16 protein-coding genes are annotated in these 23703 nt (G+C 61.5%); 6 read left to right on the plus strand and 10 right to left on the minus strand.

Features of this window, described 5'->3' with window-relative positions; genetic code table 11:
* Nucleotides 1-32 precede the first annotated feature (32 nt).
* A complete protein-coding gene (locus tag AO064_RS14720; RefSeq protein WP_064053793.1) occupies nt 33-2021 on the minus strand; it encodes an alpha-1,4-glucan--maltose-1-phosphate maltosyltransferase in 1989 nt (662 codons plus the stop codon).
* A 205-nt stretch (nt 2022-2226) separates the two neighbouring features.
* Here AO064_RS14720 and AO064_RS30930 point away from each other — a divergent pair, with 205 nt between their 5' ends.
* Nucleotides 2227-2403, plus strand: coding sequence for a hypothetical protein (locus tag AO064_RS30930; RefSeq protein WP_163825743.1), 177 nt, complete (start codon nt 2227-2229; stop codon nt 2401-2403).
* On the opposite strand, the gene AO064_RS14725 is transcribed toward AO064_RS30930, so the two are convergent.
* Nucleotides 2381-2872 carry an MgtC/SapB family protein gene (locus tag AO064_RS14725; RefSeq protein WP_012723945.1) on the minus strand — a complete coding sequence of 164 codons (492 nt, stop codon included), beginning with the start codon at nt 2870-2872 and terminating at the stop codon, nt 2381-2383. The genes AO064_RS30930 and AO064_RS14725 overlap by 23 nt on opposite strands.
* Before the next feature lie 136 nt (nt 2873-3008).
* On the opposite strand from AO064_RS14725, the gene AO064_RS14730 reads away from it, so the two are divergent.
* The 3 genes from AO064_RS14730 (at nt 3009) to mapR (ending at nt 6320) form a co-directional block, all read left to right on the plus strand.
* Nucleotides 3009-3248, plus strand: a complete 240-nt coding sequence (locus tag AO064_RS14730; RefSeq protein WP_012723944.1) for a DUF3203 family protein — start codon at nt 3009-3011, stop codon at nt 3246-3248.
* Between the two features lie 185 nt (nt 3249-3433).
* Nucleotides 3434-4843: a cytochrome c oxidase accessory protein CcoG gene (ccoG, locus tag AO064_RS14735; RefSeq protein ID WP_064053794.1), complete on the plus strand. Its 1410-nt coding sequence runs from the start codon at nt 3434-3436 to the stop codon at nt 4841-4843.
* A 67-nt stretch (nt 4844-4910) separates the two neighbouring features.
* Complete coding sequence (gene mapR / locus AO064_RS14740) at nt 4911-6320, plus strand: GntR family transcriptional regulator MpaR (protein ID WP_064053795.1); 1410 nt, start codon at nt 4911-4913, stop codon at nt 6318-6320.
* 31 nt (nt 6321-6351) lie between these two features.
* Here the strand turns inward: mapR and AO064_RS14745 are convergent, their stop codons facing one another.
* The 8 genes from AO064_RS14745 to tpx all read right to left on the minus strand — a co-directional run bounded on the left by AO064_RS14745 (nt 6352) and on the right by tpx (nt 21144).
* Entirely contained in the window at nt 6352-7098 is a 747-nt protein-coding gene (locus tag AO064_RS14745; RefSeq protein ID WP_046033806.1) for an SDR family oxidoreductase, read from the minus strand.
* Between the two features lie 54 nt (nt 7099-7152).
* On the minus strand, nt 7153-9249 hold the full coding sequence (locus AO064_RS14750; RefSeq protein WP_064053796.1) for a putative bifunctional diguanylate cyclase/phosphodiesterase: 2097 nt from the start codon (nt 9247-9249) through the stop codon (nt 7153-7155).
* 127 nt (nt 9250-9376) lie between these two features.
* Nucleotides 9377-11212, minus strand: a complete 1836-nt coding sequence (locus AO064_RS14755) for a tectonin domain-containing protein (protein WP_064053797.1) — start codon at nt 11210-11212, stop codon at nt 9377-9379.
* Between the two features lie 137 nt (nt 11213-11349).
* Nucleotides 11350-12753 (minus strand): efflux transporter outer membrane subunit, encoded by a 1404-nt coding sequence (locus AO064_RS14760; RefSeq protein WP_244159524.1) that lies wholly within the window; start codon nt 12751-12753, stop codon nt 11350-11352.
* Between the two features lie 152 nt (nt 12754-12905).
* Nucleotides 12906-16013: an efflux RND transporter permease subunit gene (locus AO064_RS14765; RefSeq protein ID WP_064053799.1), complete on the minus strand. Its 3108-nt coding sequence runs from the start codon at nt 16011-16013 to the stop codon at nt 12906-12908.
* Complete coding sequence (locus tag AO064_RS14770) at nt 16010-19111, minus strand: MdtB/MuxB family multidrug efflux RND transporter permease subunit (RefSeq protein ID WP_046033802.1); 3102 nt, start codon at nt 19109-19111, stop codon at nt 16010-16012. The genes AO064_RS14765 and AO064_RS14770 overlap by 4 nt, the downstream gene beginning before the upstream one ends.
* Nucleotides 19108-20412 (minus strand): MdtA/MuxA family multidrug efflux RND transporter periplasmic adaptor subunit, encoded by a 1305-nt coding sequence (locus tag AO064_RS14775; protein WP_012723936.1) that lies wholly within the window; start codon nt 20410-20412, stop codon nt 19108-19110. The genes AO064_RS14770 and AO064_RS14775 overlap by 4 nt, the downstream gene beginning before the upstream one ends.
* A 231-nt stretch (nt 20413-20643) precedes the next feature.
* Nucleotides 20644-21144 (minus strand): thiol peroxidase, encoded by a 501-nt coding sequence (gene tpx, locus AO064_RS14780; RefSeq protein WP_064053800.1) that lies wholly within the window; start codon nt 21142-21144, stop codon nt 20644-20646.
* Between the two features lie 158 nt (nt 21145-21302).
* Between tpx and AO064_RS14785 the strand changes: the two genes are divergently transcribed.
* Both AO064_RS14785 and AO064_RS14790 read left to right on the plus strand, forming a co-directional pair.
* Complete coding sequence (locus AO064_RS14785) at nt 21303-22592, plus strand: glycosyltransferase (RefSeq protein ID WP_064053801.1); 1290 nt, start codon at nt 21303-21305, stop codon at nt 22590-22592.
* Nucleotides 22593-22664: 72 nt separating this feature from the next.
* A complete protein-coding gene (locus AO064_RS14790; RefSeq protein WP_064053802.1) occupies nt 22665-23570 on the plus strand; it encodes an AraC family transcriptional regulator in 906 nt (301 codons plus the stop codon).
* Nucleotides 23571-23703 lie beyond the last annotated feature (133 nt).

The following is a 23703-nucleotide window of genomic DNA, read 5'->3' on the forward strand; positions in this document are numbered from 1 at the left end:
GAAGCTCCTGGAATACGTGAACCGCGCTGGGATTAAGGGGTGGTGATACGCCAGATCCCAAACGGCATCTGCGGCTCCAAACGCGTCCACTGGTGCTTGCCATACCAGGTCCAGCGATGGCCGTTCATCAAGTCTTCACCGTGAGTCTCGGCATCGTCCGGCAGGCCCAGCTCCCAGAGCGGCAGCTCGAAGTTGGCCTCTTGGGCGTTATAGGGATCAAGGTTCACCGCCACCAGAATGAAGTTGCTGCCATCCTCGCTGCGCTTGCCGAAATACAGGATGTTGTCATTCCAGGCGTTGTAGAGCTTCAGCCCCAGGTGCGTCTGCAACGCCGGGTTTTGCCGGCGAATGCGGTTGAGTTGAGCGATTTCGGCGATGATATTGCCGGGGGCGGTGAAGTCCCGTGGACGGATCTCGTACTTCTCCGAGTTCAGGTATTCCTCTTTGCCCGGTACCGGCGCCGCTTCGCACAGTTCGAACCCCGAATACATGCCCCACAGGCCCGAGCCCATGGTGGCCAACGCGGCACGGATCAAAAAGCCCGGGCGCCCGGATTCATGCAAGAACGGCGGGTTGATGTCCGGCGTGTTGACGAAGAAGTTCGGCCGGTAGCATTCGCGCCACGGCGACTCGTTCAGCTGGGTCAGGTATTCGCTTAACTCGGCCTTGGTATTGCGCCAGGTGAAATAGGTGTAGCTCTGGGAGTAACCGACCTTGCCCAGGCGCGCCATCATCGCCGGCGTGGTGAACGCCTCGGCGAGGAAGATCACGTCGGGGTATTTGGACCGCACATCGCTGATCAGCCATTGCCAGAACGGCAGGGGCTTGGTGTGAGGGTTATCGACGCGAAAGGTCTTCACGCCCTCTTCCACCCAACCCACCACGACGTCGCGCAGCTCGGTCCACAGGCCCGGGATGGCGTCCGCCGCATAAAAATCGACGTTGACGATGTCCTGGTACTTTTTCGGCGGGTTTTCCGCGTATTTGATCGTGCCGTCGGGGCGCCAGTTGAACCAGCCCGGATGCTCCTTGAGCCACGGATGGTCCTGGGAACACTGGATGGCGAAGTCCAGGGCGATTTCCAGGCCGTGGTCGGCGGCGGCCTGCACCAGGCGGCGGAAGTCATCGCGGCTGCCCAGCTGCGGGTGGATGGCCTCATGGCCGCCGTCCTCGCTGCCAATCGCGTAGGGGCTGCCCGGATCATCGGGGCCGGCGGTCAGTGAGTTGTTCGGGCCTTTACGGTGGCTGCGCCCGATCGGGTGGATCGGCGGGAAGTACAGAACGTCGAAGCCCATGTCATGGATCATCGACAACCGCGAGTGCACGTCATTAAACGTGCCGTGGCGCGCAGGATCGTCGGTGATCGAACGTGGAAACAACTCGTACCAGCTGGCAAACAGCGCAGCCTCACGTTCAACGTCAATCGGGTAAACGGTGCTGATGCTCAGGTAGGCGCGGTGATCGGCCTGCGTCATCAAATGTGCACTGTCTTCGTGCAGGAACTGCGCAGCCTGCTCGGTTTCCAGCAGGCCGGAGAGTTCATGGTGCAGCAGCATCAGGCGATCGCGCAGCTCGTTGTCACTGCGTTCGGCGGCTTGCAGCACCAGGCTGCGACCTTCCTGCAATTCCAGGCTGACCGGTACGCCGGCCTCGTGTTTCTTGCGCAACTCGTAGCAGAAGCTGGCGAAGGTATCGATCCAGGCTTCAATGCAATATTCATGAGGGCCCTGCTGGGTGACGGTAAACGCGCCTTCCCAGCCATTGTTGCCCACATCGGTCATCACGACGCTGTGCCAGCTTTCATCCTGCAGCGGGCGCCAGCGGATCAGCACGGCGAGCTTGTCATGGCCGTCGGCAAACACTTTGCTGGTGACGTTGACCCGTTGGCCGACCACGGCCTTGACGGCGAATTCGCCGCCGTCAATCACGGGAGTGGTGCTTTCGATGGCGATCCTGGGCAGCAACAGCGCCTGGGACAGCGGCAATATGGACGTGCCTGGAACCTGTGTTTCAGCAGTCATCGAGCATCTTCCCCTTACGCCCTGTGGACGCTCTTTGCTTGATCCGAATTCTTCAGGCGACCGAGCTCTCCCTGAGCACGGCCGTAATAGGTCCGAACCTGTGCCGTCGATAAAAGTTCAGGTGGATGTGTCGCCATTGAGCGGGGAATCAATTCGCCCGGCCCACTGTCCACCGGTAGAGCAAAGCACAAAGGAGGCCACACCGATGAATATCCCGATCCCGGCTGAAACACCCGACCCGAATATCGACAACCCCACCCTGCCGCCCACCGAGCCCGCACCGATTCCGGAAAAGGAACCGCCGGAGAATGAGCCGCCCCCGGTTGAAGAACCGCCGACAACCATGCCACCGGTGATCGTCAGTCCTTCTCAAAGCGCTTGACGATTTTTGGCATCACGCTGAACACCGCCAAGGCCAGCAACGTACTCAGTACCGCTGTCGATTCCCGGCCCAACCCGGCCGAGACCCCAATCGCAGCGGTCATCCACAAACCGGCTGCGGTGGTCAGGCCTTTGACATGGCCCTCTTCATCATCCTTGCCCTTGATGATGGTACCGGCGCCCAGGAAGCCGATCCCGGCAATCACGCCCTGCACCACCCGGCTCATGGCATCCGCCTGATTACCGGACATCTGCGGCACCATCACGAACAGTGCCGCCCCCAAGGCCACCAGCATATGCGTGCGCACCCCGGCGGCCTTGCCCTTGCTCTCGCGTTCAAACCCCAGGATGCCGCCCAGGATCGCGGCAATCAGCAGGCGCACCGTGATCTGGGTGAGCTGCTTCGCGTCGCCGATATCGGCAAATTCGGCCTGCAGGGTTTGCCACACTTCATGCCACCAGGCGTCCATGGATGCCGTCCTTTGTCATTGTTGGTAAAGGATGGACAGCAGCGACCGCCAGTCAGTTGCCTGGAACCCCTGCACATCGGTGGCCCCTAACCTACATAGCCCACGCATTACATAGCTCACGAATAAGGAGAACGGCATGCCCCTACGTATCGAAAACCAGCTGTGCTACTTCATGCTCGATGACAATGGCCAGGAACAGAGCGTGCCGGCGACCCGAGTCAATATCGTGACCGACACTGAAAAATCCATGTCCTACGTCGAATTGGCCGCCGAGCGCATCTACATCACCGAAGCTGAGGCAGACGCCTTGACGGTCGCCGGGGCGCACGATGGGCGCCAGCATGTAAAGGCCGACGAACCTGGTTCGCTGATTTAATTGATCTGTATCAGTTCCCCCCCATACACTGCTGCACCCCAGGCGCCATGGGGTGCAGCACATTGACGCAGGCCCTTGCGCCCCTGTCATCTGATCCGCTTTTTATCGCCCTACCTGAGTCTGTTATGCACACAGCCCCACGCGCATAGTTCGTCCGCCTGATGGAGGCTGATGAGCGAACGACCATGAGCGATAGAATCCCCACCGTGGACACCTTTGAGCCCTTGCACCCAAAGAAAGTGAAGGCCAAATCCAGCGACAACCTGATTCATACCCGCAGTTTCACCGGCCTGTTCCGCACCTTGCGCGTGGCCGGTGCAGGCGTTCTGTTCCTGGCGTTTTTCGGCACCGTGTGGCTGAACTGGGGCGGCCGGCAAGCGGTGCTATGGGACTTGGCTGAAAGCAAATTCCACATCTTTGGCGCGACGTTCTGGCCCCAGGACTTCATCCTGCTCTCGGCGCTGCTGATCATCTGCGCGTTCGGCCTGTTTGCGATCACGGTGTTTGCCGGCCGTGTGTGGTGCGGCTACACCTGCCCGCAAAGCGCGTTTACCTGGCTGTTCATGTGGTGCGAAAAAGTCACCGAGGGCGAGCGCAACCAGCGTATCAAGCTGCACGCCGCGCCCTGGAGCCTGAACAAACTGGCGCGGCGCTCGGCCAAACACACGTTGTGGCTGGGTATCAGCGTGCTGACAGGGCTGACGTTTGTCGGCTATTTCACGCCGATCCGCCCCCTGGCCGCCGAACTGCTGAGCTGGCAAATGGGCGGCGTCAGCCTGTTCTGGGTGCTGTTTTTCACCGGTGCCACCTACCTCAACGCCGGCTGGCTGCGTGAAGCGGTGTGCATGCACATGTGCCCGTATGCGCGGTTCCAGAGCGTCATGTTCGACAAAGACACCTTGACCATTTCTTACGACGTGGCGCGCGGCGAACACCGTGGCCCGCGCAAGCGTGAAGTCAAACCCGCCGATGTCGGCCTCGGCGATTGCATCGACTGCCAACTGTGCGTGCAGGTGTGCCCCACCGGTATCGACATCCGCGACGGCCTGCAAATGGAGTGCATCGGCTGCGCGGCGTGCATCGACGCCTGCGATTCGATCATGGACAAAATGGGCTACCCGCGTGGCCTGGTGAGCTACACCAGCGAACATCAACTGCAAGGCGGCAAGACCCACCTGCTACGGCCACGCCTGATCGGCTACAGTGCCGTGCTGCTGGTGATGATCGCGGCGTTGGTGGTGGCGCTGGTGGAACGGCCGATGGTGTCGCTGGACGTGACCAAAGACCGTGGCCTGTTCCGCGAGAACGCTCAGGGCCAGATCGAAAACATCTACAGCCTCAAGGTGATCAACAAGACCCAGCAGCGCCAGGATTACCACCTGGAGTTGATGGACGCCGATGGCTTCCAGTTGCAAGGCAAGACGGAGATCAGCCTGGCAGCGGGGGAAATCAGCGATGTGCCGGTGTCGGTGGCGTTGTTGGCGGATAAACCGGCGAGCAGTTCGCAGACCTTGCGCTTCAAGGTCTCGGATGTGGATGAGCCCGGGATCTACAGTGCTGCCGAGAGTCGCTTCGTGGCGCCGCTGAACCGCTGAGGTCTGCCAGGCGAGCCAGCTCCCCCATTTAGCCCTGCGTACCCTTTAAGAAAGTGATTAGGCCCCCATGAAACGCTACGAAAAATTCGCCGACGACATCGCAGAACTGATCCGCACCGGCGTGCTCGGCCCCGGCCAGCGGGTGCCTTCGGTGCGCTATGCCAGCCAGACTTACGGCATCAGCCCGTCCACGGTGTTCCAGGCCTACTACCTGCTGGAGCGCCGTGGCCTGATCCGCGCGCGGCCGCGCTCCGGCTACTTCGTCAACACCCATGCGCCCAGCCCGTTTTCCGAGCCCGAGGTGAGCGAACAGGTGCATGAGTCCACCGAGGTGGATGTCAGCGAGCTGGTGTTCTCGGTGCTCGACTCGATCAAAGACCCGAACACCGTGCCTTTCGGTTCGGCGTTCCCGAGCCCGATGCTATTCCCGCTGCCGCGCCTGGCCCGTTCCTTGGCCAGCGCCAGCCGTGAGATGGAACCGCGCCTGGTGGTCACCGACATGTCGCCGGGCAACCCGCAACTGCGCAGGCAAATCGCCCTGCGGTACATGGTCGGGGGCCTGATGCTGCCCATGGAGGAACTGCTGATCACCAATGGCGCGCTGGAGGCCTTGAACCTGTGCCTGCAAGCCGTCACTGAACCCGGTGACCTGGTGGCCATCGAAGCCCCGGCGTTCTATGCCTGCCTGCAAGTACTGGAACGCTTGAAACTCAAGGCGGTGGAAATTCCCGTGCACCCGCGCGATGGCATCGACCTCAACGCCCTGGCACAGACGCTGGAGCGCTATCCGATCAAGGCCTGCTGGACCATGACCAGCTTCCAGAACCCCATGGGCGCGACCCTGCCGGAAGCCAAGAAACAGGCATTGGTGGAGCTGCTGCGGGGCCATCAAGTGCCGCTGATCGAAGACGACGTGTACGCCGAGCTGTATTACGGGCAACAGGCGCCAAAACCGGCCAAGGCCTTCGACACCGAAGGCCTGGTGATGCATTGCGGCTCGTTCGCCAAAAGCCTCGCCCCCGGTTACCGGGTGGGCTGGGTCGCGGCCGGGCGCTTTGCGCAGAAGGTCGAACGGCTGAAATTGATGACCTCGTTGTGCCCGTCAATGCCGGCCCAGGCGGCGATTGCCGATTATCTGCAGCACGGTGGTTATGACCGGCACCTGCGCAAATTGCGCTATGCCCTGGAAGAACAACAAAGCGCCATGCTGGCCGCCATCGCGCGCTACTTCCCGGCGCAGACCCGCGTCAGCCAGCCGGCCGGCGGGTACTTCCTGTGGCTGGAGCTGCCGGAGCAGACGGACTCATTGAAGTTGTTCCAGATGGCGCTGGCGCAAGGCATCAGCATTGCGCCGGGGCCGATCTTCTCGGCGACCCAGCGCTTTCGCAACTGCATTCGCCTGAACTATGGCAGCCCGTGGACCGAGGCGTCGGAAAAGGCCATGGAGACATTGGGGCGGATTGTGCGGTCGTTCTGAGCCAAGGGTCGCCCGCGATGGCGTCAGTCGGTCAACGACCGCCCCCCAGGTCCAAAAACGTGCCGGTGGCATACGAGGCCTTATCCGACAGCAACCAGATAATCGCTTCCGCCACTTCATCCGGGCGCCCGCCTCGGGCCATGGGAATGCCGGACTCAAGCTTGCTGACGCGGTCCGGGTCGCCGCTCAGGGCATGGAAGTCGGTGTAGATATAGCCGGGGCGCACCGCGTTGACGCGAATGCCCTCTCCGGCGACTTCTTTCGACAACCCCAGGGTGAAGGTATCGAGCGCGCCTTTTGACGCCGCATAGTCGACATACTCGCCCGGCGAACCCAGGCGCGAGGCCACCGACGACACGTTGACGATGCTGCCACCCTGCCCGCCATGCTTGGGCGACATGCGCAGCACCGCGTGCTTGGCGCACAGGATCGGCCCGAGCACGTTGGTCTTCATGACTTTCAGGATGCGAAACTCGGACATCTCATCAACGCGGGATTTGTGCCCCACCGTGCCGGCATTGTTGACCAGCGCGGTGACCCGGCCCAGTTCGCTGTCGACGCGATTGAACAGCGCGATCACTTCATCCTCGATGCTCACATCCGCCCGCACCGCAATGGCCTGGGCGCCCAACGCACGCACTTGTTCGAGCACGCGGTGAGCCGCTTCTTCGTCGGACTGGTAGTTGATGCAGATGCGATAGCCCTGGTGAGCGGCCAGCAATGCCGTCTCGGCGCCAATCCCACGACTGCCCCCGGTGATGATGAGGACTTTGTCCATGCGTGCGGTCTCCTGATTCAACCTGGTGTTTAGGGTCGGATCCAAGAATACCCGTCACGCACGGCTTTTGTCAGGCGCTACGGCGTTTTCGGCGCGCACGATATCGGCCATGAAAACGTCAGCCGGCAGCGGGTGGCCCAACAGGTAACCTTGCAGGGAGTTACACCCCAGCCGCGTCAGGAAACTCTGCTGCACATCGGTTTCCACGCCTTCGGCAACAATCCGCAACCCCAGGGCCTGGCCAAGGGCGACGATGGCCGAAACGATGGCGGCGTCGTCGCTGTCGTGCTCCAGGTCGCGCACAAAACCGCGGTCGATCTTCAGCTCATTGGCCGGCAGGCGCTTGAGGTACATCAGGCTGGAGTAGCCGGTGCCAAAGTCATCGATGGATAAATCGACACCCATATCCGACAGCTGCTGCAACACGGTCATGCTCGCATCGGCATCGCTCATGGCCGTGGTTTCGGTGATTTCCAGGGTCAGGCTGTTGGCCGGCAACTGGTGACGTTCCAGCGCCGCGGCCACGCTTTTGACCAGCCCCACGTGGCAGAACTGCAACGCGGACAGGTTTACGGCAATGCGCCAGTGTTCGTAACCTTCTGCATACCACAGGCTCATTTGACGACAGGCTTCGTTAAGCACCCATTCGCCGATGGGAATGATCAGCCCCGTCTTTTCCGCCATTTCGATAAACATCGCCGGCAACAGCAGGCCCTGCTGCGGATGCTCCCAGCGCAGCAGCGCTTCGGCACCCACCGGGATACCGCTGAGCGCATCGAACTTGGGCTGGTAGTACAGGCGGAACTGCTGCTGCTCCACCGCGTTGCGCAAGTCCTGCAACAACTGCAATTGTTTGCGCGCATTGGTGTTCATCGACGCATCAAAGAAGCTGTAGCCGTTCTTGCCCATGCCCTTGGCGTGGTACATCGCGGCGTCGGCGTTCATCAACAGCTCCTGGGGGCTGTTGCCATTGCCGGGGAATAGGGCGATGCCGACACTGGCGGAGATCTTTAACTCATGCTCGGCCACCCGGAAGGCGCGGTTGATCAGCATCACCTGGCGTTCGGCGAGGCCGAGGGCATCGTCCGGCTGGGTCAGTTGCACCAGCAACACAAACTCATCGCCGCCGATGCGTGCCAGGGTGTCCTGGCTGCGCAGGTCTTCGCGCAGGCGCAACCCTACTTCGCTCAGCAACTGGTCACCCATATGATGGCCGAAGGCATCGTTGACCGGCTTAAAGCCATCCAGGTCAATAAACATCAGTGCGAAGCAGCCACCCTGCTCCTTCACCGCCTGCATGGCTTGCTGAATACGGTCAGCGAGCAAAGTGCGGTTGGGCAGACCGGTGAGCATGTCGTGCAGGGCCAGGTGGGTCAGCTCTTGGTTGGCTTGGGTCAGAGAGTCGGCAAGCACCGCAGTGCGGGCTTCCAGACGCGCATCGAGCAACGACGTCAGCAAAGCGATGGCCAGCACCGCCAGGGTCGTCACCAGCACCAAATTATCCAGGCCCTTGCCGCTCAGGCCGTTCAGCGCAGCACCGCAGAAACTCTCATCGGTAAACCGTGCCGCCGCCATGCCGGTGTAATGCATGCCGACGATTGCAAAACCCATCACCACCGCCGCCCCACCGCGCGCGAGGCGTACGTACGGGGTATTGCGCCGCAGGTTATAGGCAATCCACAGCGCAGCGCCGGACGCCGCGACCGCGATCAGCAGCGAAGCGCCGAATAAGGCCGGGTCGTAGTCGATACCCGGCGTCATCCGCATCGCGGCCATGCCGGTGTAGTGCATGCTGGCAATGCCGGTGCCCATGATCAGCGCGCCCAATGCCAGCTGCCAGGCCGGTAAGCGCGGCTGGCTGACCAGCCACAAGGCAAAGCCGCTGGACAACACCGCAATCAACAACGACAGCGCAGTGATGCCTACGTCGAACCCCAGGGCAAACGGCAAACGCAACGCCAGCATGCCGATGAAGTGCATCGACCACACGCCCACGCCCATCGCCATGGCGCCGCCGGTTATCCATAAATAAACACCGCGTCCCTTGGCGGTGGCGATCCGGCCGGAAAGGTCGAGCGCGGTGTAGGAAGCCAGGATCGCGACGAACAGCGAAATCACGACCAGTGAGGGTGAATAACTACCGATGAGCATGGGACTTCTCGTGCGCAACGGGCCTGAGACGCCCGTGCCAAGTGGCAAAGCGGGCGATTGTAGCGAGAATAATTCTTGCGTACTTGATTAATTATCAGAGGGCCATTAGTGGCTTTTTGACGCCAATCTACTGGCTGGAAACATCAGGCACTTCAGCAGATTTGAGGGCCCGATGTTTCTTAACAAGTACGTTGTCAAAAAAACTCAAGCGGCCCCACCCTTGGTAATGGGTCGCCGTACGATCTCCGGGAACCCGGAAAGAACTGAGCGCATCGGCCCCGACACTCGATCGGTAGAGCGTCCACCATTCGGAGTAATTAGGCTCGAATGGGGTGGCGACAAATACCGTCGTAGCCCTCACATCGCCCTGGGATAAATGTTGGGCCAACCCCAAATTAGCGACTTGGCGTGGCGTCTGGCTATTTATTTGCGCAGCCTCGGATGCCTGATGAAAAAAACCATTAACGGCACTGCCAGGTTTAAAGTCCCCCCAGGTAATCCGGCCCCATTCTGGGTTGCCGCCCACGTAATAGTTAGTAAGCGGCGAACCTCGGATGTAAAGCTTTCTGACAGTCCATGGCGCCAGTCCGTCAATATTTTTCGACGCATCCGCCGCTAATCTTTCCCCTTCAACCACACCAATTGCCGTCGCAGTGTGATTGGAATGACCGTAGTCGCCGGTAAAATTATGCACGCTGACAACCACCAGAGGACGATAACGTCGAATAGTTCGTGCAACGACCCAGGCTGCTGCCTCGCGACCCGAAGCTATCCTGTGAGTGTTGCCAAATCCAGGGGTTACTTGTGTTACCACGTTGGAGGATCCCCAACCACGGCCCTCTTTCCCCCAGGATTGTGCAGGGTCGGGACTGCAGCAGCCTGTGTCGACAAAGCCGCCATCAATCAGCAGTACATTTGCGGAGCGATAAAGACTCGGCGCATATACCCCCAACCCGCGGTTGGCCCTGCCTGCGTAAACGTCGATAGCATTACGCAGCTCCTGCATTCGGTTGAGTGACTCAGCCATTAAGGGAGCATGGCCAGTGGTGCCTCGGGTGACCATTATCAGCTCCGCAACACGCTTTTGCTGGACCTGAGTGTAAAAAGGCAGAACACCTCCGCCAAAGATGCCTTCGTCATCTGGATGTGCATGCACAACGAGCATGTCAATGGATGAACGGTGAGCCAGTTGCCAGAGTGTCCCGTTGCTGTTGTTGAGCACGACGATATTGTTTATGTCCGCAACCGAAACGCTGGTGCCTGCACCCGCAATGGACTTCCAGCTGGACTCTGTATCCAGCCAATTCCAGATGCCTGCGTTCGAGCTCAATAAAACAACAGTGCCATCACTGCCCACTGATAAGTCGGACGGGGCGGTAACACCGAGGGGCTTTGGAACCGACTGCCAACCGTTATTGACCCACCTATACAGCAGATTCGAGGCGTTATAACCCCACGCCTCTCCACCGGGCGCTGCGGCAATTTTGATTAATTTTCCTGGGAGTGCGACCCACTGCTGGTTAGCGGGTGCCCAGCGCTTGGGATTGCCCCCCGCATCTACCGCGAATAACGCGCCGTCAGGTGCGGCAGATATCTGCACCGCCTGACCATCGATTTGCTGCCAATTATTAGACACCCAACGATAAATGTTCCCGGCCGCATTCAGTGCCCAGACATCGCCGCTGGCGCTGACTGAAACCTGCCTGGCCCGACCAGGTTTGAGCAACCAACTGGAGCCGGTGAACTCATAAATATAGTCATTGACGTCGGTAGCCCACATGCGTGTGGCACTGGCTGAGACCTGTAAGGCGCGGCTGGCTGGGTTCCAGTGGACCTGGGTCCATAGCCCTTCAACACCCCACGCGGTGGATGAGACGCCAGACATCGCCAGTACGAGGACCGCCGTTTGCCCAGCTTTACGCCACCAATCGTGGGCAGAGATCAGACCTATGACCCGACGCATTTGAGCACCTCGTCCTGCCGAGCTGGATATGAACCGCCTATAAAAAGCGGCGTCATTCCAGACGCTACATGACTAGGAACCCAATCTATACTGTCAGTTCTGACAGGTAGACATTGATCCAGCTATGACACCTTGCGCTACTGACGCGTCTGCCCGTCCCAACCACCGCCCAATGCCGCGATCAGTTGCACGCTCGCCACCAGGCGTGTCTGCAGCAAGGTCAGCACCGTGCGTTCGTTGCTCAGGGCAGTGGCTTGTACGGTGACCACGTCCAGGTAGGCAATCAGGCCGGCCTTGTACTGGTTCTGGGTCAAGCGCAGCGACTCGCGTGCGGCCTCCAGCGCTTCGTTGCTGACCACCGCCTCGTCTTCCAGCACCTTGAGTTGCACCATGTAGTTTTCCACTTCACGGAAACCATCCAGTACGGTCTGGCGGTATTTGGCCACGGTCTCGTCATAGGAGGCCACGGTACGGTCGACTTCCGCCGAGCGCTGGCCACCGTCGAACAGGGTCATGGCCAACTTCGGCCCTACCGACCAGAAGCGGTTCGGCAGGCTGATCCAGTCAGCGTAGGTGCTGCTGGAGTAACCACCGGCCAGGCTCAGGCTCAGGTCCGGGTAGTAGGCGGCCTTGGCCACGCCGATATTGGCGTTGGCGGCGATCACTGAGCGTTCGGCCGAGGCGATGTCCGGGCGGCGCTCCAGCAGTTGCGAGGGCAGGCTCACTGGAATCTGCGGCAGCGCCGGTATGTCCTTGCTCACCGCCAGGTTGAAGTTGGCAGGCGCCTCGCCGATCAGCACGGCAATCGCGTTTTCCAGTTGGGCACGCTGCCAGATCAGGTCGATCAGGCTGGCCTGGGTGGTCTTCAATTGGGTTTGCGCCTGGGCCACCGCATCCTTGCCGGACACACCGGCGCGGTATTGGTTTTCGGTCATTTGCAGGGAGCGCTGGTAGGTCTCCAGGGTGGCTTGCAGCAAACGTGTCTGTTCATCCATGACGCGCAGTTGCAGGTAGCTTTGCACCAGTTCCGACTGCTGGCTCAGGCGCATCGCCGCCAGGTCTGCCGAGCTGGCTTCGGCGCTGGCCTCGTTGGCTTCCAGACCACGGCGCAGCTTGCCCCAGATGTCCGCCTCCCAGCTCACGCCCAATTGCGCGTTGAGGGTGTCACGGATGCCGCTGCTTGAACTGCTGAGGCTGGCGCTGCTACTGCCGGTGCCCTGGCTGGCACGGGTTTTCCCGACGCTCAGGTCGACGCTGGGGTAAAACGCCCCGCGGGAGCTGCGCACCAGGGCCTGGGCCTGGCGGAAACGGGCCTCGGCCTGGGCCACGGTCTGGTTGGAGGTGTTCAGGCGCAGCACCAGGTCATTGAGCTGGCGGTCGCCGTACAATTCCCACCAGGCGCCACGGGCCAGGGAGTCACTTGGGGTAGCCTGGCGCCAGCCCTGGGCTTCCTTGAATTGCGCAGGTTCGATGACGTCAGGACGCTTGTAGTCAGGGCCGATGGCGCAGGCGCTGAGCAGTGCACCGCAGAGCATCATCATCAACAGTTTGGCACCCTTATTGTGGCGAGGGAGCTTGCTCCCGCTGGAGTGCGAAGCGCTCCCCAGCATTTTGGGGGCTGCTGCGCAGCCCAACGGGAGCAAGCTCCCTCTCCACAGGATACCGGTGCCTACGGGGGCGTTGATTGGATCGGTCATAGCGCAGTGTCCAGGGCAGCATCGGTCCGTACGCCGCGCCAGGCGTTGAAGCGATGGCGCGCGCGGTCGAGATAAAGGTAAACCACCGGAGTGGTGTAAAGGGTCAGGACCTGGCTGAACACCAGGCCGCCGATAATGGTCAGGCCCAGGGGGCGACGCATTTCCGCGCCATCGCCCGTGCCCAGCAGCAAAGGCAAGGCACCGAGGATGGCCGCCAGGGTGGTCATCAGGATCGGGCGCAAACGCAACAGGCAGGCGCTGCGGATCGATTCCAGCGGGCCCAGGCCGTCCTTGCGCTCCAACTGCAACGCCAGGTCGATCATCAGGATCGCGTTCTTCTTCACCACCCCGATCAACAGGAACAGGCCCAGCAAGGAAATCAGGCTGAACTCGCCCCCTGTCAGGTAAATCGCGAGCATGGCGCCGACCCCCGCCGACGGCAGGGTCGAGAGAATCGTCAGCGGGTGAATGTAGCTTTCATACAGAATGCCCAGCACCAGGTACACCGCCACCAGCGCGCCGAGGATCATGAACGGCTGGCCCTTCTGCGTGGCCGCAAAGGCATCGGCGGTGCCGGCCATCTTGGCGATCACGTCTTCCGGCAACCCGACTTTGGCAATCGCCCGCTCGATGGCGGCCGTCCCCTGCTCCACCGTCACGCCGGGCGCCATGTCGAAGGCAATGTTTTCCGAGGCGAACTGGCCTTCGTGGCTGACGCGGTCATCGGCCAGGCTGTTCTCATAGTGGGCAATGGTCGACAACGGCACCCGTGCACCCGTGGAAGTAATCACCTGCATCTGGTTGAGGGTGATCGGGTCCTGGGCGTACTTGGGATTGACCTCCATCACCACCTGGTACTGGTTGAGGCTGTCGTAAATGGTGGAAATCTGCCGCTGGCTGTAGGCGTTGTTAAGCACCGCCGTGACCATGTCCATGTCGATGCCCAGGCGCTTCGCCTGGTCGCGGTCGACAATCAGCGTGACCTGCGCCGCACCCCGGCCTTCGCGGGCGTCGATGGCGGTGAGCTCCGGCAGCTCACGCAAGGCAGCGACCACTTTCGGGTACCACAGGCGCAGTGCCGCGAGGTCGCCGCTTTGCAGGATGTAGGAATACTGCGCGCTGGTTTGGTCGCGGCTGCCACCGAATTGCAGGTCCTGGTCGGCCATCAGGAACAGACGCCCGCCCGGCACCAGCGGCACGTCCTTGCGCAGGCGCTCGATCACCGCCTGGGCGGAAATCTTGCGTTCGCTGATGGGCTTCAGGCGTACCAGCATCACCGCGTTGTTGGTGCCGTTGTTGCCACCGATGAAGCCGGCCACGCTGAGCACCGCCGGGTCCTTGAGCACCGCCTGGCGAAAGGTCTCCATCTTCGGCTGCATCACGCTGAACGACAGCCCGTCATCACCGCGCACAAAACCGATCAACTGGCCGGTGTCCTGCTGGGGCATGAAGGTTTTCGGCACCACCACGTACAACGCCACGTTCATACCAATGGTCAGCAACAGGCTGAGCAGGGTCAGGCGACGATGGCGCAGCACCCAGTCCAGGCTGGTGGCGTAGCCGGCGACCATGCGGTCGTTGATCTTCTGGCTCCAGCGCTGCAAACCGGTCATCCGGTCTTTGACATGCGGCTTGAGCCAGCGCGCGCAGAGCATCGGCGTGAGGGTCAACGAGACGATCAGCGAGACAATGATCGCCGCCGACAAGGTGATGGAAAACTCGCGAAACAGGTTGGTGACAATCCCGCCCATGAACAGGATGGACAGGAACACCGCCACCAGCGACACGTTCATCGACAACAGGGTAAAGCCGACTTCCTCGGCCCCCAGGTACGCCGCTTTCATCGGCGGCACGCCTTCGTCGATGTGCCGGGAAATGTTCTCCAGCACCACGATGGCATCGTCCACCACCAGGCCGGTGGCCAGGATCAGCGCCATCAGCGAGAAGTTGTTCAGCGAGAAACCGTAGAGGTACATGATCGCGAACGTGCCCACCAGCGACACCGGCACCGCCAGTGTCGGGATCAACGAAGCGCGGAAGTTGCCCAGGAACAGGTACACCACCAGGATCACCAGCCCCACCGCGATCAACAGGGTCATTTCGGCTTCGTGCAAGGTGGCGGTGATCACCGGCGAGCGGTCCATGGCCAGGCTGAGCTTGACGCTGGACGGCAGCACCGCCTGCAACGCCGGCAGTTGTGCCTTGATCTGGCGGACGGTCTCGATGATGTTGGCACCGGACTGGCGGTTGATCACCAGCAGCACCGCCGAGTCATTGTTGAAGAAGCCGCTGTTGTAGCGGTCTTCCACGCCGTCGCTGATCTTGGCGACATCCCCCAGGCGCAGGGCTGCGCCGTTCTGGTAGCGAATCAGCAGCGGCTCGTAGTCCTTGGCTTTCTCCAACTGGTCGTTGGCCTGGATCTGCCAGTTACGCTGGCTATCTTCCAGGGAGCCTTTGGGCCGCCGCTGGTTGGCGTTGGCGATGGTGTTGCGTACATCGTCGAGGGCCACGCCGTACTGATCGAGCGCCTTGGGCTCCAGCTCAATGCGCACCGCCGGCAGGGAGCTGCCGCCGATCTGCACTTCGCCTACACCCGGTACCTGGGACAGGCTTTGCGAGAGGATGGTCGAGGCCAGGTCGTACAGCTGGCCTTTCTGCAGCACGTCCGAGGTGAGCGACAGCACCATGATCGGCGCCTGGGACGGGTTGATCTTCTTGTAGGTGGGCATGCTGCGCATACCGCTGGGCAGCAGGTTGCGCGAGGCGTTGATCGCCGCTTGCACCTCCCGCGCCGCGCCGTTGATATCGCGGTCGGAATCGAACGCGAGGATCACCCGGGTGGAACCCTGGCTCGACGAACTGCTCATGGTGGTAATGCCGGCAATCGCGCCGAACGAGCGCTCCAGCGGCGTGGCCACGGTAGACGCCATTACCTCGGGGCTGGCGCCGGGCAAGCTGGCCGACACCACGATCACCGGGAAGTCGATCTGCGGCAGCGGCGACACCGGCAGCAGGTTGAAGCTGACACCGCCCAGCAACATGATCGCCAGGCTCAGCAGCATGGTCGCTACCGGCCGACGGATGAAAGGTCCGGACAGGTTCATGACTCAACCGGCTCCAGGCTTTGCGGCTCTTTGCGCCAGCGGCGGCCGAGACGGTCGAAGTACAGGTAGATCACCGGGGTGGTGAACAGCGTCAACACCTGGCTTACCAGCAAGCCGCCGACCATCACCAAACCCAGCGGTTGGCGCAATTCCGCGCCGGAACCGGTGGCCAACATCAAGGGCACCGCACCAAACAGCGCCGCCAGGGTGGTCATCAGGATCGGCCGGAAACGCAGCAGCGCCGCCTGGTAGATGGCGGTCTGCGGGTCGAGGCCCTGGTTGCGTTCGGCGTCGAGGGCGAAGTCGATCATCATGATCGCGTTCTTCTTGACGATACCGATCAGCAGAATGATGCCGATGATCGCGATCATGCCCAGGTCATTGCCACTGAGCAGCAGGGCCAGCAACGCCCCCACCGCCGCCGAAGGCAAGGTCGAGAGAATGGTGATCGGGTGGATATAGCTCTCGTAGAGCACACCCAGCACGATGTACATGGTGACCACCGCCGCCAGGATCAGCAGCAAGGTGCTCGACAGCGACGCCTCGAACGCCTGGGCCGCGCCCTGGAACTGGGTCTGCACGCCCACCGGCATGCCGATGTCTTTCTGGGTCTGGTTGATCAGCTCCACGCCTTTGCCCAGCGCAACGCCGGGGGCCAGGTTGAACGACATCATCACCGCCGGGAACTGGCCGATGTGCGCAATCGCCAACTGGGCCTGGCGCTGTTCCACATGGGCCAGGCTGGACAAGCGCACCTGGCCGCCGTCGGTGGTCTTCACATGGATCTGGTTCAACGCCTCGGGACCCAGGGTTTCGCCGGATTGGGCCTGCAATACCACGCGGTACTGGCTGGCCTGGGTGTAGATGGTGGAAATCTGCCGCTGGCCGAAGGCGTCATACAGCGCGTCGGTGATGGTCGATACGCTCACGCCCAGCCGCGAGGCGGCATCGCGGTCGATCACCAAATACACCTGCAGGCCCTTGTCCTGCAGATCGCTGGCCACGTCGGTGAGTTCGGGTAACTGGCTCAACGCGTGGACCAGCTTGTCGCTCCACAGCGCCAGTAGCTCGGCATCCGGCGAGGACATGCTGAATTGGTACTGGGTGCGGCTGACGCGGTCTTCGATGGTCAGGTCCTGCACCGGCTGCATGAACAGGCGGATGCCCACCAGCTTGTCGATTTCCGGCTGCAGGCGGGTGATCACCTGGGCTGCGCTCAGGTCACGCTGACCGTGGGCCTTGAGGTTGATCAGCAAGCGCCCGCTGTTGAGGGTGGCGTTATCGCCATCCACGCCAATATAGGACGACAGGCTTTCTACCGCCGGGTCGGCCAGGATGATCTTGGCCAACTGTTGCTGGCGCTGGCTCATGGCCGCGAACGAAATCGACTGCGGCGCTTCGGAAATGCCCTGGATCACCCCGGTGTCCTGCACCGGGAAGAAGCCCTTGGGCACCACCAGGTACAGGCATACGGTCAGGCCCAGCGTGGCAATGGCCACCAGCAGGGTCAGCGGCTGGTGCTTGAGCACCCACTGCAACATGCTCCCGTAACGCGCGATCAGCCAATCGATCCAGGCGCCGCTGGCCTTGTAGAAACGGCTCTGCTCCTCGATCTTGGGTTCACGCTTGAGCAACCGCGCGCACATCATCGGCGTGAGGGTCAGGGACACCACCAGGGAGATCAGGATCGCCACCGCCAGGGTGATGGCGAATTCGCGGAACAGCCGCCCCACGACGTCGGCCATGAACAACAGCGGGATCAGCACCGCGATCAGCGACAGTGTCAGGGAAATCAGGGTGAAGCCGATCTGCTTGGCGCCCTTGAGCGCGGCGGCCAGCGGCGTTTCGCCTTCTTCGATGTAACGGGAGATGTTCTCCAGCATCACGATGGCGTCGTCCACCACAAACCCGGTGGCGATGGTCAGGGCCATCAGCGTCAGGTTATTGATGGAGAAACCCGCCAGGTACATCACGCCAAAGGTGCCCACCAGCGACAGCGGCACGGCAATCGAGGGAATGATCGTGGCGCTGACCCGACGCAGGAACAGGAAGGTCACCATCACCACCAGGGCAATGGCGATGAGCAATTCGTGCTGCACGTCTTTTACCGAGGCGCGGATGGTCTGGGTGCGGTCGGTCAGCACCGTCACGTCGAGGCCGGCCGGCAAGTTGTCGGTAATGCTCGGCAGCAATGCCTTGATACGGTCCACCACCTCGATCACGTTGGCCCCCGGCTGGCGCTGGATATTCAGCAGCACGGCTTGGTTTTCGTTGGCCCAGGCAGCGAGGCGTTCGTTTTCGGCACCGTCGACGATCTGTGCCACGTCTTTAAGGCGCAGCGGCGCGCCATTGTTGTAGGCCAGGATCAGTTCGGCGTATTGCTGGGGCGACACCAACTGGTCGTTGGCGTCGAGCATCGACACCCGCGTCGGGCCGTCGAAGTTGCCCTTGGGCTGGTTGACGTTGGAGGCGGCAATCAGGGTGCGCACGTCCGACAGGTTCAGGCCGTTGGCCGCCAGGGCCTCGGGGTTGACCTTGATGCGCACGGCCTGGCGCTGGCCGCCGGCGATGCTGACCATGCCGACGCCGCTGATCTGCGCGATTTTCTGCGCCATGCGCGTATCGACCAGGTCATTGAGCTTGGGCAGCAGCATGGTCTTGGAGGTGATTGCCAAGGTCAGCACCGGGGTGTCCGCCGGGTTGACCTTGTTGTACACCGGCGGCGCCGGCAGGTCCTTGGGCAGCAGGTTGGTGGCGGCGTTGATCGCAGCCTGCACCTGCTGCTCGGCGACATCCATATTGATGTCGAGGTTGAAACGCAGGGTGAGCACCGACGCGCCGCCGGAGCTGGTGGACGCCATCTGCGTGAGGCCAGGCATTTGCCCGAATTGGCGTTCCAGCGGTGCGGTGACCGCACTGGTCATCACATCCGGGCTGGCGCCGGGGTACAGGGTCATCACCCGGATGGTCGGGTAATCCACCTGGGGCAAGGCCGATACCGGCAGCAAGCGGTACGAAATGATGCCGGCCAGGACAATGGCCAGCATGCTCAGCGTGGTGGCGACCGGGCGAAGGATAAACAGCCGCGACAGGTTCATGAACCGACCTTTTGCGCCTTGCCGGCGGTGCTGCCGGTCTCCCCTTTAGCCGCAGGCTTGCCTTGCAGGTGTTCGGTCGGGGTGGTCGGCACTTCGCTGCTGTCGTTGACCACTTCGATCTCGCTGCCGTCCTTGAGGCGGTCGGTGCCTTCCAGCACCACCCGATCGCCAGCCTTGAGGCCCTCTTTGATCACGGTGTTGTCGCCGTCGGTGTCTCCCACCACCAGCGGTTGCACCTTGACCTTCTTGTCACCGTCGAGCACGTAGACGAAGGTGCCGGTGTTGCCGAACTGGATCGCCGCCGAGGGTGCCAGCACCACGTCGTGCAGGGTGTCGGCCAGCAGGTGCACATTGACGAACTGGTTCGGGAACAGCGCCTGGTCCTTGTTATCGAAACGGGCTTTGAATTTCAGGGTGCCGGTGGTGACGTCGATCTGGTTGTCCAGGCTCTGCAGCACGCCAGTGGCCTGTTTTTTCACGTCGCCGCGGTCCCAGGCTTCCACGGGCAGCTTGTTGCCGGCGTGGTAGCGGGCGAGCACGGTTTCCAGGGTGTTTTCCGGCAGGGTGAAGGCCACGCTGATCGGCTGGGTCTGGGTGATCACCGCGAGGAAGGTGGTGTCGTTGGCCGCCACCAGGTTGCCCACGTCCACCTGGCGCAGGCCCACGCGGCCACTGATCGGTGCGCGGATCTTGGTGAATTCGAGGTTGAGCTTGGCGTCATCCACCGCGCCCTGGTTGGTCTTGACCGTGCCCTGGTATTGCAGCACCAGCGCTTCGGCGGTGTCGAGGGTCTGCTTGGCGATACTGTCCTGGGCGTACAGGTCGCGATAACGCTGGACATCGACCTGGGCGTTTTTCAGCTGGGCCTGGTTCTGCATCAATGTGCCCTGGGCCTGGAGCAGAGCATTCTGGTAGCTGCGCGGGTCGATCTCGGCGAGCAGGTCGCCGGCCTTGACCATCTGGCCTTCTTCAAAGGCGATCTTCACCAGCTCGCCGCCCACCCGGCTGCGCACATTGATGGTGTTGAGCGCGGTGACCGTGCCCAGCGCCTTGTAGTAGACCGGGAACTCCCCCAGTACCGCCGGTGCCACGCGCACCGGCACCGGGCCGGTGGAGCCGCCGAAACCCGGGCGCATCATCCCCGACTTGCCGGCATGCCCGGCAGGCTTCTGCTCGGCACCCTCCTTGTGGCTGCCGGGCCAGAATTTCCAGCACAGGCCGGCGATAACCAGCAGCACGAGCAGGCCAAACAGCCAACGGCGGGACTTACGGGGGGAGGATTGCATGGATTGATCAACCATTGGGCGCGAGAGCTTCTTCTTTGGGAGGCTGAAAGATAAGCACTGGGGCGCATTAAGAAAAGCGCCTTTACCGGCTATTTACCTTGGGCTTACAACTTTTAACTTCTGGGCTTAGTCCGTTCGCTATTTCGCTAAGCCCCTGAGGCACAAATAAAAACGGCCTGGACTAGGCCAGGCCGCAATTATGCAGCAAGCGTGTTACTGCAAAACGGCAGTAACGTACCGAAACAGTTACTTCAAAACAGCCAGGGCTGCTTCGTAGTTCGGCTCCTGGCCGATTTCGCTGACCAGTTCGCTGTGCAGCACGTTGTTGTTTTCGTCCAATACCACGACGGCACGGGCGGTCAGGCCTTGCAACGGGCCGTCGGCGAGAGACACACCGTAGTCAACGGCGAAGTCGGCGTTGCGGAAGTCCGACAGGCTCAGCACGTTGTCCAGGCCTTCGGTGCCGCAGAAACGCTTCTGGGCGAACGGCAGGTCAGACGAGATGCACAGCACGACAGTGTTGCTCACATCGTTGGCCTGGGCGTTGAACTTGCGTACCGAGGTGGCGCAGGTCGGGGTATCAACGCTTGGGAAGATGTTCAGTACTTTGCGCTTGCCGGCGAACGTTTCCAGGGAAGCTTCCGACAGGTCGACAGCGACAAGGCTGAACTCAGGGGCGGTGGAACCGGTTTTCGGCAGTTCGCCTTCAATCTGGACGGGGTTACCACGAAGGGTGACTTGGGCCATGAACAGAATCCTTATGCTGGGTTTGATAAAACGAATTCGAGAGGCGGAAGTTAACCACAAAGTGCGATGGCTACCTACCGCCAGACATAAATTGTCATGTCGCCGGTTATGGTTTAATTGCGCGCCTTCCGCCCTGCCCTTCAAGGAACCTGTTGTTGATGAATCAGCCTGCCACCAAAGTCCTGGTCATTGGTTATGTCTGGCCGGAACCGCGCTCCTCGGCCGCAGGCGGGCATATGATGCAAATTCTTGAGGGTTTTCTGACGCAAGGTTGGGACATCACCTTCAGCAGCCCCGCAACCCTCGGCGAGCATAAGGCCGATTTGCCTGCGCTGGGCATCGCCGAATGCGCCATCGCGCTCAATAACAGCAGTTTCGACGATTTTATCCGCGAACTGGCCCCGGATATCGTGCTGTTCGACCGCTTCATGATGGAAGAACAGTTCGGTTGGCGCGTCGAGAAATGTTGCCCCAACGCCCTGCGCGTACTGGAAACCTCCGACCTGCAAAGCCTGCGCGACGCACGTCACCAGCGCTTCAAGGATCACCTGAAGGCCCACCCCGACAGCGACGACTTCAGCGCGCTGTTTTCCCCGGCGTTGCAGGAGGAATTCCACTTGATGGCCGAGTCCGACCTGGCCAAGCGCGAAATCGCCGCGATTTACCGCTGCGACATCAGCCTGATGATCTCCGACGTGGAAATCCGCCTGCTCACCGAGCACTTCAAGGTCCCTGCCGCCCTGCTCCACTGGTGCCCGCTGATGCTGGAACCGCCGACCGCAGCCTTCGCGCCGTTTGAAGAGCGTGCGCACTTTCTCAGCATCGGCAACTTCCGCCACGCGCCCAACTGGGACGCGGTGCTGTGGATGAAAAACAGCCTGTGGCCGCTGATCCGCCAGCAATTGCCGGGGGCGCAGTTGCACATCTATGGCGCCTACACCCCGCCCAAGGCCACGGCCTTACACAACCCGACGCAGGGTTTTCATGTGATGAACTGGGCCGAAGACGCCTTGCAGGTAATGACTGCCGCGCGTATCTGCCTGGCGCCCCTGCGTTTCGGCGCCGGCATCAAGGGCAAGCTGGCGGATGCGATGCTCTGCGGCACACCGAATATCACCACGCCCATCGGCGCCGAGGCCATGGGTGATGAACAGCCATGGCCGGGCCTGATCGAACACAGCGCGCCGGCCCTCGCCGCCGCTGCCGTAGCGCTTTACCAGGACCGCGAGCGCTGGAACCAGGCCCAGGAAGACGGGCGCCAACTGCTGGGCCGCCGCTACGACCAGGCTGTTCACGGACCGGCGCTGGTGGCGTGCCTGGAACAGTGCCGCCGCCATCTCGCTGACCATCGCCGCGACAACTTCACCGGCAGCATGCTGCGCCACCACGCGCATAAAAGTACGCAGTACATGTCCCAGTGGATCGAGGCGAAAAACCGCCTGGTATAAACATCGACGCTGGCGAGGTCGCGCGCGAGGGGGCATTATCCTACGCAGCAACCACAATAAAGCGACGGCAGCATGACCCGAGCAACGCGCATCACCGACCCTTCCTACGAGCTGATGGACGACCACAACGGCCTGTCCATCATCTATCGCCAGCACGGTTTCCCCTGCCCGCTGGTGCGCTGGCACTTTCACAAGGAATACGAGCTGCACCTGATCGTCGCCAGTTCCGGCAAGGTGTTCATCGGCGACTATATCGGCAACTTCTACCCGGAAAGCCTGTTCCTCACCGGCCCCAACCTGCCCCACAACTGGATCAGCCAGGTGGAGGAAGACGAGGTGGTGCCCAAGCGCGACATGCTGGTGAACTTCACCGATGAATTGTTCGAGCAAGGCAGCCACATCTTCACCGAACTCAAGACCCTGGCGCCGTTGCTGGAACGGGCGCAGTACGGCATCGAGTTCCGCTGCAAAAAGACCATCGCGCAAGCCATGATCTTGATGCAACGCATCGAGGACGCCCAGGGCATGGCGCGCCTGGGGCACTTCTTTATCCTGCTGGAAGTGCTGAGTGCGTGTGAGGACTACCAGTTGCTTTCAGGGGTGACGACACCGCAGTTGGCCGACGAGCACAGCATCGACCGCACCAACCGCGCGGTGGACTACATCTTCGCCCACTACGCGCGTGAGTTGCCGCTGGAGGAAGTAGCGGATTACCTGGGGATGAAGCCGACGTATTTTTCACGGGTGTTCAAGCAGGCCACCGGCCGTACGTTTATTGAGTTCGTCAACCGCTTGCGCATCAGCAAGTCCTGCGAATTATTGGCTGACGGTGATAAGGCGGTGACGGATGTATGCTTCGAGTCGGGGTTCAACAACATTTCCAACTTCAACCGGCGCTTCCAGCAGCTCAAGGGCATGACCCCATCGCACTATCGGCGTCTCGCCGTGCAGCGGTTGACCGAACAGAACCTGGCCTGAGCTGATCACCATTCACAACCACTCGTCGCCACTGTCAATTCTGACAGCTATACGCGGTTATCCCGTGGGTATCTGATTTCCTTGCACTTGCGCGCTTCCGTCACGGGCGCGCTCATTCAGCGAGGAGTGTTTG

It is taken from the genome of Pseudomonas marginalis, from assembly GCF_001645105.1.
GTDB classification, from domain to species: Bacteria; Pseudomonadota; Gammaproteobacteria; order Pseudomonadales; family Pseudomonadaceae; genus Aquipseudomonas; species Aquipseudomonas petroselini.

Excerpts from the sequence above, each read along its gene's own strand:
- AO064_RS14720 (WP_064053793.1), bottom strand. The coding sequence starts at position 2,021 with ATGACTGCTGAAACACAGGTTCCAGGCACGTCCATATTGCCGCTGTCC.
- AO064_RS30930 (WP_163825743.1), top strand. The coding sequence starts at position 2,227 with ATGAATATCCCGATCCCGGCTGAAACACCCGACCCGAATATCGACAAC.
- AO064_RS14725 (WP_012723945.1), bottom strand. The coding sequence starts at position 2,872 with ATGGACGCCTGGTGGCATGAAGTGTGGCAAACCCTGCAGGCCGAATTT.
- AO064_RS14730 (WP_012723944.1), top strand. The coding sequence starts at position 3,009 with ATGCCCCTACGTATCGAAAACCAGCTGTGCTACTTCATGCTCGATGAC.
- ccoG (WP_064053794.1), top strand. The coding sequence starts at position 3,434 with ATGAGCGATAGAATCCCCACCGTGGACACCTTTGAGCCCTTGCACCCA.
- mapR (WP_064053795.1), top strand. The coding sequence starts at position 4,911 with ATGAAACGCTACGAAAAATTCGCCGACGACATCGCAGAACTGATCCGC.
- AO064_RS14745 (WP_046033806.1), bottom strand. The coding sequence starts at position 7,098 with ATGGACAAAGTCCTCATCATCACCGGGGGCAGTCGTGGGATTGGCGCC.
- AO064_RS14750 (WP_064053796.1), bottom strand. The coding sequence starts at position 9,249 with ATGCTCATCGGTAGTTATTCACCCTCACTGGTCGTGATTTCGCTGTTC.
- AO064_RS14755 (WP_064053797.1), bottom strand. The coding sequence starts at position 11,212 with ATGCGTCGGGTCATAGGTCTGATCTCTGCCCACGATTGGTGGCGTAAA.
- AO064_RS14760 (WP_244159524.1), bottom strand. The coding sequence starts at position 12,753 with ATGATGATGCTCTGCGGTGCACTGCTCAGCGCCTGCGCCATCGGCCCT.
- AO064_RS14765 (WP_064053799.1), bottom strand. The coding sequence starts at position 16,013 with ATGAACCTGTCCGGACCTTTCATCCGTCGGCCGGTAGCGACCATGCTG.
- AO064_RS14770 (WP_046033802.1), bottom strand. The coding sequence starts at position 19,111 with ATGAACCTGTCGCGGCTGTTTATCCTTCGCCCGGTCGCCACCACGCTG.
- AO064_RS14775 (WP_012723936.1), bottom strand. The coding sequence starts at position 20,412 with ATGGTTGATCAATCCATGCAATCCTCCCCCCGTAAGTCCCGCCGTTGG.
- tpx (WP_064053800.1), bottom strand. The coding sequence starts at position 21,144 with ATGGCCCAAGTCACCCTTCGTGGTAACCCCGTCCAGATTGAAGGCGAA.
- AO064_RS14785 (WP_064053801.1), top strand. The coding sequence starts at position 21,303 with ATGAATCAGCCTGCCACCAAAGTCCTGGTCATTGGTTATGTCTGGCCG.
- AO064_RS14790 (WP_064053802.1), top strand. The coding sequence starts at position 22,665 with ATGACCCGAGCAACGCGCATCACCGACCCTTCCTACGAGCTGATGGAC.